We start from the raw sequence: 12,494 nt of genomic DNA, 5'->3' as shown, positions 1-12,494 counted from the left end.
GCCGGCACGCAGTTGTCGGCGGACGCACGATTGACGGATACGCGATCGGATTGCGCGCGATTGTCGCCGCCGCGAAGGCCGGCATCATGATGCGGGGGCGTTTTCGTGGGCATGGTCATGTGCACAGAATAACGCCCCGCCGCGGCATGGGCGATATATGCGCCCGCATGCAGCGCATGCGCATAGACACTCGCATGCACGCGCACAGCGTGCATGCAGTACGCGACGTGCGATGCGCACCCATAGATGAATGCACACGGGCATATACGGATGCTCGCGGATGCATGACTCATATACGACACGCCGAGACGCCGTCCGCTCGGCTTCGATTGGACAAGTCGAAATATCCCGTTATACTAAATGTTTTGTGCGCGGCTGACGAATGTCTCCCGGGCATAACGCCACTTTAGCTCAGTCGGTAGAGCGGCTCACTCGTAATGAGCAGGTCGACAGTTCGATTCTGTCAAGTGGCTCCATCGCCCTAGATTGGATTCGTTCAGTCTAGGGTTTTGCATATCGGTGGGATTTCCGGCAACATCAGCATGCTGAGCATGCCGTCGCGACGATTCCGCCGGCATGCCTCGCGCGAGTGGCGTAATTGGTAGCCGCGCAGGATTTAGGTTCCTGTGTCTTTGACGTGTGGGTTCGAGTCCCATCTCGCGCACCCGATTCCCCTTTTTCACAAGCGGCTTCATACCACCATTCCCAGCATGTCCAAGGCATTGCGCGAAAGAAATGAAGCGGCTCGTGGCAACACCCGTGATAACGGCTGGCGGTTTTTCGGCTTTGCGAACAGGTCGGATCCGGGCCGGCCGGTTTAGCGACAGTCGGCAGTCCGAAGAAGAGCGAAGAAGGTATCATGTCCGCAATCATCCAGCCCATCACACTGCTGCTCATCGTCATCGTCGGATACCTGTTCAAACGCTTCGGCTTGTTCGGCTCACGCGATTACCGCATCCTGCAGGTGGCGCTGTTCGATCTGGCATTGCCAGGCGCGATCGTCTACTCGTTCGCCACCAATCCGCATGACATCAGCCTGTTGTGGCTGTCCGTATTCGGCTTCATCGTCGCCGCGATTCCGCCGATACTGATTTTCCTTGCGACGTCGAAACGCCCAGTCGCGCAGCGCGCGTTCACCATGCTCAACGGGTCAGGCTTCAACATCGGATGCTTCTGTTTTCCAGTCGTGCAGGCGTTTCTGGGAACGTCCGCGATCGTGCCCGCCGCGATGTTCGACGTCGGCAACTGCATCATGGTCGCAGCCGGCACGAATGTGATGACGCAGACGCTGCTGCACATCGAACCGGGAAGGACGCTGCAGGAGCAGGGTGCGGGCTCCGCTCCGACGCTCCCCTACGCCAAACCGGCCGATCGCGATGCGAAACGGCTGGCCCGACGATCGCTGCTGCGAAACGTGCTCAAAGGATTCTTCGGATCGGTGCCGTTCGACACCTATCTGGTGATGATCGTGCTGATGATCGCCGACGTGCGGCTTCCCGACTGGATCGCATCCATCGCGCAGCCGTTCGCCAACGCCAACGCCTTCTGCTCGATGCTGATGGTCGGCATGCTGATGGACCTGCCCGCTTCCAAGGACGACCTCCGCTCGATCGGCGAAGTGCTGGCCTGGCGACTGCCGTTCGGCGTGCTCTTCGCGACTGCCGCCTGGTTCCTGCTGCCGTTCGACGCGGCGACGCGTGAAGCGGTGATGATGTGTTCGCTGGCCCCTATCGCCGTATTCTCCACGCTGTTCACCGACAAAGTGCTCGGCAACGCGAAGCTGGCGGGCTTCAGCCTGTCCATCACTGCGATCATCAGCATGCTGATGATGACCGGACTGCACATGATCGTAGGCTGACACGACGGCCGCAGCCGATCGCGCACGCCCGTTCGGCTGAAACGGCCGCAGCCCGGACGCCGCGGCCGTTTCGCCCCGTCATCCCCGCTTCAGCACACGCCGTACGGTCTGCGCCAGCTTGAAGCGCAGACCGTCGACGGGAATGGTGAACTCGCCCGGCATCTCTTCCACGAATCCGTTGAAGCCCTGCTTGAATTCAAGCACGCCGCGCCCGGCGGAATTCGGATCGTCGAAAACGCCATCGATGCCATAGAAGTTGTAGCGCGTGATGCCACGCTCCAGACAGCGCGACATCATGACATGCTGAATCGCCGTCGGTGCATAGAACTTGGCGTAGCGTTCGTCGGAGCCACTGGAGAAATACACCAGTTCGCGCTCGTGCCACATGAACAGGCCCGCCGCCACCGGCACCACTTCGCCATCACGGGCGATGCGTTCTTTGGCGTCGGCCACGCGTTTGCGGGAAGCCTCCAGATTGTTCTTCGCGGTATCCAATTTCCTGTGGACATCATCAGGGTATTCGTCGTTTCCAATGACGACGACAGTCGTGCCACATCCTTCTCGCCTTTGGCGACCTTGTCCTGCCAGGATTCCAGATAGCGGTCCAGATGCACTTCGGCCACCATGAATTCGGCCTTATCGCCGAACACATCGAATACGCGCTGGAAATAGTCCAGCGAACGGTTGGCGAAATGCTGCTTGACGCTGCTCATTTCGCAGATATCATGAAAGACTCCCAATTCGTCACGCGTCATGCGACGGACCTCCACGCCGCTGTTGCGGGCGATTTTCACATTGCGACGCGTGTTCTTCGAATATGATGCCAGCAATGCGTCGGCGTCGGAGAAACCGGACAGATCCTTGACATACACCCAACGATTGATGACGGAATCATAGCCACGTGTGAAACCGCCGTGCTGCCATCCAAGGCGCGCATAGGCGTCCATCATCGCATCATCGGCATCGCCGGAAGGATTTCCGTCGGAATCATGCAGCCGATATACGTCATTCGGCCAGCAGGAGACGCTGATCGCATGGCGGCGTCGCGCGTCGGCGACGATCGCCTCGCTCATCGCCGCCAGCATCGCCGCATTGTGCGGATCGCACAATGGCCCCAGCCAGATGGAGCCTTCCAGGCCGAAGCGGCCAGGCGTGTACGCGATCATCGCGCCGGCGACTGGAGCGTCCTCATCATCGGCCAGGCCGACCAACGCCGTCTGCAATCCGCGCGCGGCCGCCATGCGGCGCATCGCCGAAGTCTGTTGGAATCCGCCGTCCGCACTGCGACTGGACAATGCGTCGAATTCGGCGTCGGACAATGCACGCGCATGCCAGGAATTCTTTGTCTGCATATCGTTTTCCTCTGTCTAAACATCATCATTGTCGGAAATATCACACGCTGTAACAGCGCAGGAGGCAATATCGCACGCAGCGACATCGCGTAATCGCGCACAATAACGTCACAGCCAGGCGCCGGGCAGGACGGCGATCGCCGATCGCGTCCGCGCCGACGCCGCCGGCGCTATCTGCCGAGCAGACGATGCATCATCCGCTTCAGCCGATACGCGGCAGGCCGGCATATCACGGTGAACTCGCCCATCAGCTCTTCGACGTGGCCGTTGAATCCCTGCTTGAATTCAAGCACGCCGCGGCCTTCCGCATTCGCGTCGTCGAAATGGCCGTCGATGCCGTAGAAGTTGTAGCGCGTGACGCCGCGTTCCACGCACAGATGCAGCATCGCATGATGTTGGATCAGCGCGGACGCGTAGAACGGCTTGTATTCCTCGACGCTGCCGGAGAACAGGTAGATCGTTTCGCGCGGATGCTCCACGAACAGCGACGCGGCCGCGGGCAACACATCGCCGCGCTCCTTCAGACGCTTCGCCTCGGCCAGACGCTTGCCGGCGGCCTCAAGATTGCGCCGCTCCTCCCCAAGCTGACGCTGCAGTTTGGTGGTGGCGCGCTGCTCGTAGCGCTCCTGCAGTTGCCGGACCTTGTCCGCAAGCGCGGCATGCTTCGCTTCCATGTCGGCGGCGTATTCGCCGACATGGATTTCGGCGACCATGAAATGCGCGCGGTCGCCGTACGCCTTTTTGAACAGGCGGAAATATTCGGCGCCACGATAGGCGAAACTGCGACGCTGTGCGGTGGCCTGTTCGATGTCCGCGAATGTCCGCAGCTCGTCTTCGCCGAGTTCGCGCACGTGCACGCCCATCGAAGAGGCGCGTTTCACGCTCCACTGCGTGCGCTTGTCATAGGTGCGCAGCAGTGCGGCTTCGTCGGCGATGCCGGTCAGGTCCTTGACGTAGCGCCATCTCGGAACCGCCGTATAGCCGACGGTGAAGCCGGAATGCCTCATGCCGCAGGCGCGCAGGTTGCCGACTTCGCCGTCATGCGGCTCGCCTTGCCCGCCCGGCAGCGGATCGCCGAATGAGTCGCGCAGACGATATGGCGTTTCCGGCGTGATTTCCAATTGCGACGCCTTCAACGCTTTGGCGCGGGCCTTCAATCGGCCGATGAAATATCCGGTGAGTTCCGCGTCGGAGAAGTCGCATAGCGGCCCGTCATGGACTGCGGCGAACGTCGACAGGCGACTTCGGTGTATTTCAAGCAATGCCGCCGCCTTGATGATGCCCTGTTCGCGCGCCGCCCAGTATTCCACGGTGACGCCTTGCATGGCGCGCAGTCGCCCTGCGGCAGAGGTCTGCTGGAAGTTGCCCTGCGGATGGCCGGCGGAGAACACGTCGAATTCCTCAGGCGACAGCCTTGCCATTTCGAACGTTCGCATGAAGCGGCATCCTTTCCTGATGATGAATTGAAATGACGGATTGCGATGATTGCCTGCGACGGCGGCTGGGATCACCGCAGCAGCGCCTCGACGGCCGGTGCGAGCGCGCGCAGGGCCTTGCCGCGATGGGAGATCGCGTTCTTCTCTTCCGGCGTCATTTCGGCGGAGGTCAGCGTTTCGCCGGCTTCGATGGCGCGGGCGGGCTGGTCGTCCGGCACGAACAGCGGATCGTATCCGAAGCCGTGTTCGCCGCGGGATTCACGCAGCATATGGCCCGGCATTTCGCCGGATTCCACGGTTTCGCCGGCGATTTCGTACGGAGCGCCTTCGAAGGTGGCGTCGGACGTCGCCGTGATCTCACGATTCCAATCGGCTTTCGGCACGACGAGCGCGGCGGCGCAGCGGAAGCGCGCGGTGCGTTTGGCGTCCGGAATGTCGGCGATCTGCGCGAGCAGCAGTTCGTTGTTGGCCTGGTCGTCGCCGTGACGGCCGGACCAGCGGGCGGACAGGATGCCGGGAGCGTTGCCCATCACGTCCACGATCAGGCCGGAGTCGTCGGCGATGGCTGGGTATCCGGTGCGACGGGCCACGTCGCGCGCCTTGAGCAGCGCGTTCTCTTCGAAGGTCACGCCGTCTTCCACCGGATCGGGCAAATTCAGCGCGCCGGCGGAAAGAAGCTCCACATCGGCGGCGTCCCCACCGAGACGTTCTTCCAGAATTCGGCGGATTTCCACCAGTTTGCCTTCGTTATGCGTGGCGACGATGATTTTCATGGGTGTCCTTTTAAACTCCTGCGATTCGTTCCTGCGATTCGTTGTCGTGTCGCTGTTTTCCGGCGCCTGCCGCGCGTTTCGTGGTTTACGCGTTTGGGCGGCGGTCAGTCCACCGCGAGCGCGGCGCGCTGCGCGGCCTGCAACGCCTTGTTGCCCTTCTGTGCCAGATCGAGCAGCGTGTTGAGCTCGTCGCGGCTGAACGGGCGGTGTTCGGCGGTGCCCTGGATCTCGATGAATTCGCCGGCACCGGTCATGGCCACGTTCATGTCGGTCATGGCCTGGCTGTCTTCGATATACGGCAGGTCCAGCATCGGCGTGCCGTTGATGACGCCGACGGACACGGCGGAGACGCTGTCCTTGATCACACGGTCGGCACGTTTGATGAGCTTCTTCGATTCCGCCCAGCGCACGGCGTCGACCAGCGCCACATACGCGCCGGTGATGGAGGCGGTGCGCGTGCCGCCGTCGGCCTGCAGCACGTCGCAGTCGATCTGGATCTGGTTTTCGCCCAGCGCCTTCATGTCGACGACGCCGCGCAGGCAGCGTCCGATCAGGCGGCTGATCTCATGCGTGCGGCCGCCGATCTTGCCTCGCACCGATTCACGGTCGGTGCGTTCGGCGGTGGCCCGCGGCAGCATCGCGTATTCGGCGGTGACCCAGCCAAGGCCGGAATCCTTGCGCCAGCGCGGCACTCCGGCAGTGAACGTCGCCGTGCACATGACGCGCGTATTGCCGCATTCGATCAGCACGGACCCCTCCGGCACATCCGTGAAATTGCGGGTGATCCTCACCGGACGCAGCTCGTCGACGGCGCGTCCGTCCGCGCGCAGCACCACGTTCCCTGACAGCAAATCCTTAATCTCAGCCATGGCTGTTTCCCGTTTCCCTTCGATCAGGCGGCGTAATCATCGGTCGTTATCATCGATCATTGCTTCTGCCGAGCCTAGCACCCGCCCTCATCCGCGTTTCACACTGCGACGCTCCGGGCTGGAATCGTCGCAAATCATACATATAGTTATTCTGACTATTGGCTTTATCACCGCCGTTTTGACCGTAGGACGCGGCGCATGCGCAGGACGGCAGCCTTGCGCGCCCAAACGCCAAGCTCGGAAAAGTTGGGAGGAATCATGGATTTTTCGCCGGCAATGATGACCGACATGTATGAATACACGATGTTGGACGCCTGTCTGAGGGACGGCACCGCGAATCGCAAATGCGTATTCGAAGTCTTCACGCGTCACCTGCCGCAAGGCCGCCGTTACGGCGTGGTCGCCGGCACGGGCCGCATTCTTGACGTGCTGGAGAACTTCCATCTGCGCGACGAAGACCTCAGGTTCCTCGCCGACCGCCGTATCGTCAGCAGGCAGACGCTGGACTGGCTGGAAAATTTCCACTTCTCCGGCTCGATCAAAGGCTACCGCGAAGGCGAAATGTTCTTTCCGAATTCGCCGATCCTGCAGGTCGAAGGCACATTCGGCGAATGCACGCTGCTCGAAACGCTGCTGCTGAGCGTGCTCAACTACGATTCCGCCGTCGCCTCCGCCGCCTCCCGCATGGTGTCGGCCGCGAAGGACCGCCCCTGCATGGATATGGGCGGCCGCCGCACGAACGAATGGGCCGCGGTGGCGGCGTCACGTTCCGCCGTGATCGGCGGATTCAAGGGAACCGCCAACCTGCTGGCGGCGCAGATGTACGGCCTGAAGGCCATCGGCACGGCGGCGCATTGCTTCACGCTGGTGCACGATGACGAACGTTCCGCCTTCGAATCGCAGATCGCGGCGCTGGGCAGCAACACGACGCTGCTGGTCGACACCTACAATATCGAAGAGGCCGTGAAGACCGCGATCGAAGTGGCCGGCCCGCAGTTGGGCGGCGTGCGCATCGATTCGGGCGATCTGGCGGCGATGGCGCAGCGCGTGCGCAATCAGCTGGATGCGCTGGGAGCGACGAATACGAAGATCACCGTGACCAACGATCTGGACGAGTATGCATTGGCCGCATTGCAGACCGCCCCGGTGGATTCGTACGGCGTCGGCACGATGCTGGTCACGGGTTCGGGCGCACCGACCTGCGCGATGGTGTACAAGCTGACCGAACGCGAAAATTCGGAGGGCGTGATGCAGCCGGTCGCCAAGAAGTCGAAGGACAAGGCCACCGTGCCGGGGCGCAAGCTCGCCTACCGTTCGTATGAATACAATCTGGCCGACTGCGAGCATGTGGTTTCCGGTTCGGAAGAACGGCTCGCCGCCTTCCGGCCTGAAAACGGATGGAAGGACCTGCTGGTCGATTATGTGGTCGACGGCCATATCGACCGGCAGTATCAGGGCCATGATGCGATTATGCGCGCACACGAATACCGTGCGAAGGCGTTGGGCGAGCTGCCCATCACCGCGCAGTCGCTGATGAAGGGCGATCCCGCCATCCCCACCGAAATCACCGTGCTGTGACGCCGGCGGTTGACGGCATCGCCCGACCGTGGCGCCGCCGACTGCGCGTTCCGTCACTTTTTGCCATTTTTCACGAGGCCACTGCGCGCAATTGGTCGCTCACAGGCGCTCAAACGACCAATTGCGCGTAGTGGCTTCGTGCGGAATGGCAAGAATGGTCGCTTGCATCCGATCGGAAAGCGCAAATCAGCGGGAGAAATCCTTGCCATCGTAGTCGGCCCAGTCCGGATGCGGCGTTCCGGCTTCTATGCTGCGCTTGATGTCGCCGTAGAATCGCAGTTTGCGCAGCACATGCAGGTAGGCATCGTCCAACGCGCGGCGCTGTTCGACGATGGCGTCGCGCCGGGCCTCCAGCAGCTCCATGATCTGTGCGATATGGGCGTTCTCATCGGCCTCGTATGCGAAGAATCTCTTCAGTTCGTCAATGCTCATGCCGGCGTGTTTGAAACAGCGGATCGCATCAAGGCGCCCCACATGGGATTCGTCGTATACGCGCTGCCCCGCCTCATTGCGCGCGACTTCAGGCAGCAGGCCGCACTCCTCGTAATAGCGCAGCGTCGAAGGCTGCAGGTCGAAACGATTCGCCAGATCGCGGATCGTATACGTTTCGCTCATGATCGCATCTCCTTTGCCGACACGCCTACAACGACACTTGTCTTCAAGTGTACTTGAAGTGAGACGATTGGGACGACGCCCAAGACGATAATGACATCGCGACAACACAGATACAGCAAGCGAACACCGTCCAAAGGAGCATCCATGTTCGAACCGACTGCAGTCTATACGCCGGCGCCAAGCCGCTACGATTCGATGACGTACAATCGCTGTGGCGTCAGCGGCCTGAAACTTCCGGCCGTCTCGCTTGGTTTCTGGCATAATTTCGGCGACCACACGCCATACGAAACGATGAAGCAGCTTGCTTTCACCGCTTTCGACAACGGCATCACGCATTTCGACCTGGCCAACAACTACGGCCCGGAGCCGGGCAGCGCGGAGAAGAATTGCGGGCGATTGCTGCGCGAATATTTCAGCCATCATCGCGACGAGCTGATCATCAGCACGAAGGCCGGCTATGAAATGTGGACCGGCCCGTACGGCGACCTGGGCAGCCGCAAATATCTGCTGGCCTCCCTCGATCAGAGCCTTGAACGGCTCGGCCTGGAATATGTGGACATCTTCTACCACCATCGCATGGATCCGGATACGCCGCTGGAAGAGACGATGGGCGCGCTGGCGCAGGCCGTTTCCAGCGGAAAGGCGCTGTACGTGGGCCTTTCCAACTATGACGGCCCGACCTTGCACAAGGCGACGGCGATCCTCGACGAGCTGCATGTGCCGTTCATCATCAACCAGAACTGCTACAACATCTTCGACCGCACCGTCGAACGCAACGGTTTGAAGGAGACCTCGAAGCGACTGGGCAAGGGCATCATCACCTTCTCTCCGCTGGCGCAGGGCCTGCTGACGAACCGTTATCTCAACGGCGTCCCGTCGGACAGCCGCATCGCCGCCGACGGGCGGTTCCTGCAGGAAAGCGCGCTGACGCCCGAGCGTCTGCGGCAGATCCGCGAGCTCAATGACCTGGCGGCCGAACGCGGGCAGACCCTGGCCGAAATGTCGCTGGCCTGGCTGCTGCATGACGGCGTCGTCACGTCGGTGCTGGCGGGCGCGTCGAAGCCGCAGCAGATCCTCGACAACATCGGAGCGTTGAAGAACACGACGTTCACCGACGAGGAGCTCGCACGCATCGACGAGATTTCGCTGCGCTGACCCGCAATGGTTCACGCCGGTTCACGCCGGTTCACGCCGATCCGCAGCGGTCCGCGTCGGCCGGCGACGCTCCGGCCGACGTTGCGCCGCCCCACCGATCCGCAACGCCCCCGTGGCCTTGACGCCTCTCCCCCGCGATGATGCGGGGGATTTCGCCAAAGCCACGGGGTCGTTGCGATTGCCGTGCGGAACGCCGCGGTCAGTGCATCATCTCCTCGTAGATGCGCTTGCAGTCCGGGCAGACCGGATACTGCGAAGGATCATGCTTCGGCACCCACACCTTGCCGCACAGAGCCACGACCGGGCGTCCGGTCATACGCGATTCGGCGATGCGGTCGCGCGACACATAATGCGCGAAGCGGTCGGCGTCGCCGTTATCCGACATCTCCGTGCGCTCTTCGACTTCCGGACGCTCCAACACCGCGGTGCCGGTGGAGGAATCGCCATCCGGCTCGGCCTCCATACGAATATCCCAACGATCGGCCCTTACGGCGTCAAACGAATCCTGCATATCACATCGCTCCTCATATTTCCCGAATTTGCGCGCCGCATCACCCGCGACGCGGCCATCCGCATCCATCATAGCCGCAGCGATCATAGGAACGCCCCTTCTTTTGCTCCGTTCGCCGCCGTGTCCGTGCCATGATGCGCGGTAGTCTTATGCCTATGACCATTGCTGTATGCCCAGGATCCTATGACCCGGTCACTTCCGGGCATTTGGACGTTATCGAACGCTGCGCGCGCTTCTTCGACGAAGTGCATGTGGTAGTCGCAGTGAACGCCGCGAAAACACCGATGTTTTCCGAACGGACCCGCGTCGACGTCATCCGTCGCGCACTCGACAAGGATGGATGCCGCAACGTGCAGGTCTCCTCGACCGACGGACTGATCACCGACTATTGCAAAAAGGTCGGCGCGACGGTCATCGTCAAAGGCCTGCGCCAGAACGGCGACTACGAGGCGGAGCTGGGCATGGCGCTGGTCAATCGCAAGCTGTCCGGCGTGGAAACGCTGTTTCTTCCCGCCGATCCGGTGCGCGAGCACATTTCCAGTTCCATCGTCAAGGATGTCGCGCGTCACGGCGGCGACGTGACAGGCATGGTTCCCGACTGCGTCATTCCGCTGCTCGCCGAAGCGCTGAACAAAGAGAGGAAAGCATAAGCAATATGATCGACGAGACCGCCGCTTCCGACACCGCCAAGCCTGCGGCATCCGCCGCTTCCGTCGCGACCCCCGCCACCAGAACCAGCATGCCCGAACTGCCGGATCTGCGCGAGACGCTTGATCCGGACGGCGAAGTCGACAAGAGCCGCGAGGAATTCACCACCGTCTACGACATCATCGACGATTTGGAGACCATGCTGAACGAGGCCAAGCCGATGCTGTTCGCGCCGGGTGCGGTGCGAGTGGACCGCGAGGATTTCATCGACCGGCTTGACGACCTCAAAAAGATGCTGCCGGTGCAGCTGGAGCGAGCCTCCGCCTTGATGCGCGAGGCCGAACGCCGATTGGAAAGCGCCCAGACGCAGGCCAATGCGATCATCGCTTCGGCGCAAAGCCGTTCCGCCGACATGATCAAGGAGGCGAACGAACAGGCGCAGTTCCTGGCAGGCCAGAAAAACGTCACCGAGATCGCACGCCAGAAGGCGCGTGCTATCCTCGATCAGGCGCAGGCGAAAGCGGATCATCTGACGCAGGGCGCGGACCGCTATTGCACCACCGTCATGGAAAGCCTCCAGCAGCAGCTCGGCAAGCTTGAACATGACGTTCAGGCCGGTTTGAACGTACTGAACGAACGGCAGCGCGCGGCCGGCGAGAATATGCCGCATATCGATTCCAACGATTATCCGGAGGGCTGATTCATGGCACGTACCGAAGATTCCCCATGGGCCGTTTCCGTGGCGCAGGTGGCGTCGCGTCCCGGCCAGAGCAAAGAGATCGACACGACGTTCCCCGCGCCGAACGGCATCGGCGACGAGATCATCGGCGTTGAAGAAGGCGCCGACGTCCAGGTGACGGGTTCCTTCGACTCCATCGTCGACGGACTGATCCTCACCGGCCGCATCAACGCGCCCGTGCACGCCGAATGCACGCGCTGTCTGAAGCCGATCCGCCGTGATTGGGGCATCACGGTGACCGCGTTCTTCCCCTACGAGGCGCAGGATGCGAAGAACGCCGGCAATGACGACGTCGACATCATCGCCGGCGAGGACGAGTCCGAAGACATCTACCCGCTGCTCGACAACGGCGCGTTCGCCGATCTGGAGGCCCTGCTGCGCGACACATTGGTCGAGGAGCTGCCGATGCAGCCGCTGTGCAAGGATGACTGCCTGGGACTGTGCTCGCAGTGCGGCATCGACCTGAACGAGAATCCCGATCATCATCATGACGTCGCCGATATTCGTTTTGCGGCGCTGGAAGGACTGAAGGCGCAGCTGGAACGCGAACAGCAGGGGTGACGGCGCTTCGGCATGTCCCAAAATGGACTTTGTACGACGTATGCGCTAGGATACTGAACGCTTAAGCTCAATCGTTCGAACGAAATAGAGGAACAACAATGGCACTGCCTAAGTACAAGACCTCGCGCGCGAATACTCATTCCCGCCGCGCGAACTGGAAGGCCAAGGCTTCCCAGACCGTAACTTGCCCGAACTGCGGCGCTCCCGCTCTGCCTCACATGGCTTGCCCGAGCTGCGGTTCCTTCCGTGGCCGCGTCTACCGCGAGGCCATCCGCTCCGCTCACACCAAGTGAGCAGCCGGAAACGATTCAAGGCATTATGAATAAGAGCCCTGCCATCGACGGGTGGCAGGGCTCTTATATGTCACCGCCCGGCTTCATCCCGACCTTTTCCGACGAC

Annotated in this window: 13 protein-coding genes, 2 tRNA genes and 1 pseudogene; 9 read left to right on the top strand and 7 right to left on the bottom strand. The window is 61.6% G+C overall.

What is annotated here, in order from left to right:
* Positions 1 to 400 precede the first annotated feature (400 nt).
* The 3 genes from AC1AX7_RS03535 to AC1AX7_RS03525 all read left to right on the top strand — a co-directional run bounded on the left by AC1AX7_RS03535 (position 401) and on the right by AC1AX7_RS03525 (position 1,858).
* Positions 401 to 476, top strand: a tRNA-Thr gene (locus AC1AX7_RS03535).
* Positions 477 to 583: 107 nt separating this feature from the next.
* A tRNA-Leu gene (locus AC1AX7_RS03530) sits at positions 584 to 664 on the top strand.
* A 195-nt stretch (positions 665 to 859) separates the two neighbouring features.
* Positions 860 to 1,858 (top strand): AEC family transporter, encoded by a 999-nt coding sequence (locus AC1AX7_RS03525; RefSeq protein WP_476508727.1) that lies wholly within the window; start codon positions 860 to 862, stop codon positions 1,856 to 1,858.
* A 78-nt stretch (positions 1,859 to 1,936) separates the two neighbouring features.
* Here AC1AX7_RS03525 and AC1AX7_RS03520 read toward each other — a convergent pair whose 3' ends face one another.
* The 5 genes and pseudogenes from AC1AX7_RS03520 to rph all read right to left on the bottom strand — a co-directional run bounded on the left by AC1AX7_RS03520 (position 1,937) and on the right by rph (position 6,288).
* Positions 1,937 to 2,311, bottom strand: coding sequence for a peptidoglycan bridge formation glycyltransferase FemA/FemB family protein (locus AC1AX7_RS03520; protein ID WP_476508726.1), 375 nt, complete (start codon positions 2,309 to 2,311; stop codon positions 1,937 to 1,939).
* 128 nt (positions 2,312 to 2,439) lie between these two features.
* A pseudogene (locus tag AC1AX7_RS03515) lies at positions 2,440 to 3,210 on the bottom strand (peptidoglycan bridge formation glycyltransferase FemA/FemB family protein); the annotation flags it as partial.
* Between the two features lie 170 nt (positions 3,211 to 3,380).
* Positions 3,381 to 4,646, bottom strand: coding sequence for an aminoacyltransferase (locus AC1AX7_RS03510; RefSeq protein ID WP_476508725.1), 1,266 nt, complete (start codon positions 4,644 to 4,646; stop codon positions 3,381 to 3,383).
* Between the two features lie 71 nt (positions 4,647 to 4,717).
* On the bottom strand, positions 4,718 to 5,419 hold the full coding sequence (locus AC1AX7_RS03505; RefSeq protein WP_476508724.1) for a non-canonical purine NTP pyrophosphatase: 702 nt from the start codon (positions 5,417 to 5,419) through the stop codon (positions 4,718 to 4,720).
* Positions 5,420 to 5,523: 104 nt separating this feature from the next.
* The gene (gene rph, locus AC1AX7_RS03500; RefSeq protein WP_476508723.1) at positions 5,524 to 6,288 is read right to left on the bottom strand and encodes a ribonuclease PH; all 765 of its coding nucleotides are present in this window, start codon (positions 6,286 to 6,288) and stop codon (positions 5,524 to 5,526) included.
* Between the two features lie 255 nt (positions 6,289 to 6,543).
* Here rph and AC1AX7_RS03495 point away from each other — a divergent pair, with 255 nt between their 5' ends.
* Positions 6,544 to 7,866: a nicotinate phosphoribosyltransferase gene (locus AC1AX7_RS03495; protein ID WP_476508874.1), complete on the top strand. Its 1,323-nt coding sequence runs from the start codon at positions 6,544 to 6,546 to the stop codon at positions 7,864 to 7,866.
* A 186-nt stretch (positions 7,867 to 8,052) separates the two neighbouring features.
* Here AC1AX7_RS03495 and AC1AX7_RS03490 read toward each other — a convergent pair whose 3' ends face one another.
* Entirely contained in the window at positions 8,053 to 8,481 is a 429-nt protein-coding gene (locus AC1AX7_RS03490; RefSeq protein WP_476508722.1) for a MerR family transcriptional regulator, read from the bottom strand.
* A 144-nt stretch (positions 8,482 to 8,625) separates the two neighbouring features.
* Here AC1AX7_RS03490 and AC1AX7_RS03485 point away from each other — a divergent pair, with 144 nt between their 5' ends.
* A complete protein-coding gene (locus AC1AX7_RS03485) occupies positions 8,626 to 9,636 on the top strand; it encodes an aldo/keto reductase (RefSeq protein WP_476508721.1) in 1,011 nt (336 codons plus the stop codon).
* A gap of 199 nt (positions 9,637 to 9,835) precedes the next feature.
* On the opposite strand, the gene AC1AX7_RS03480 is transcribed toward AC1AX7_RS03485, so the two are convergent.
* Positions 9,836 to 10,099 carry a DUF3039 domain-containing protein gene (locus tag AC1AX7_RS03480; protein ID WP_476508873.1) on the bottom strand — a complete coding sequence of 88 codons (264 nt, stop codon included), beginning with the start codon at positions 10,097 to 10,099 and terminating at the stop codon, positions 9,836 to 9,838.
* A 203-nt stretch (positions 10,100 to 10,302) separates the two neighbouring features.
* Between AC1AX7_RS03480 and coaD the strand changes: the two genes are divergently transcribed.
* From coaD to rpmF, 4 genes are all read left to right on the top strand, one after another.
* Positions 10,303 to 10,797 carry a pantetheine-phosphate adenylyltransferase gene (gene coaD, locus AC1AX7_RS03475; RefSeq protein WP_476508872.1) on the top strand — a complete coding sequence of 165 codons (495 nt, stop codon included), beginning with the start codon at positions 10,303 to 10,305 and terminating at the stop codon, positions 10,795 to 10,797.
* Between the two features lie 5 nt (positions 10,798 to 10,802).
* A complete protein-coding gene (locus tag AC1AX7_RS03470; protein WP_476508720.1) occupies positions 10,803 to 11,495 on the top strand; it encodes an ATP synthase subunit B family protein in 693 nt (230 codons plus the stop codon).
* 3 nt (positions 11,496 to 11,498) lie between these two features.
* Positions 11,499 to 12,095, top strand: coding sequence for a YceD family protein (locus AC1AX7_RS03465; protein ID WP_476508719.1), 597 nt, complete (start codon positions 11,499 to 11,501; stop codon positions 12,093 to 12,095).
* Positions 12,096 to 12,193: 98 nt separating this feature from the next.
* Positions 12,194 to 12,388, top strand: coding sequence for a 50S ribosomal protein L32 (gene rpmF / locus AC1AX7_RS03460; RefSeq protein ID WP_476508718.1), 195 nt, complete (start codon positions 12,194 to 12,196; stop codon positions 12,386 to 12,388).
* The last annotated feature ends 106 nt before the right edge of the window (positions 12,389 to 12,494 follow it).

It is taken from the genome of Bifidobacterium sp. LH_449, from assembly GCF_056356755.1.
The sequence above is the reverse complement of the archived record's forward strand: the minus strand, read 5'-3'. Positions and strand labels throughout refer to the sequence as shown.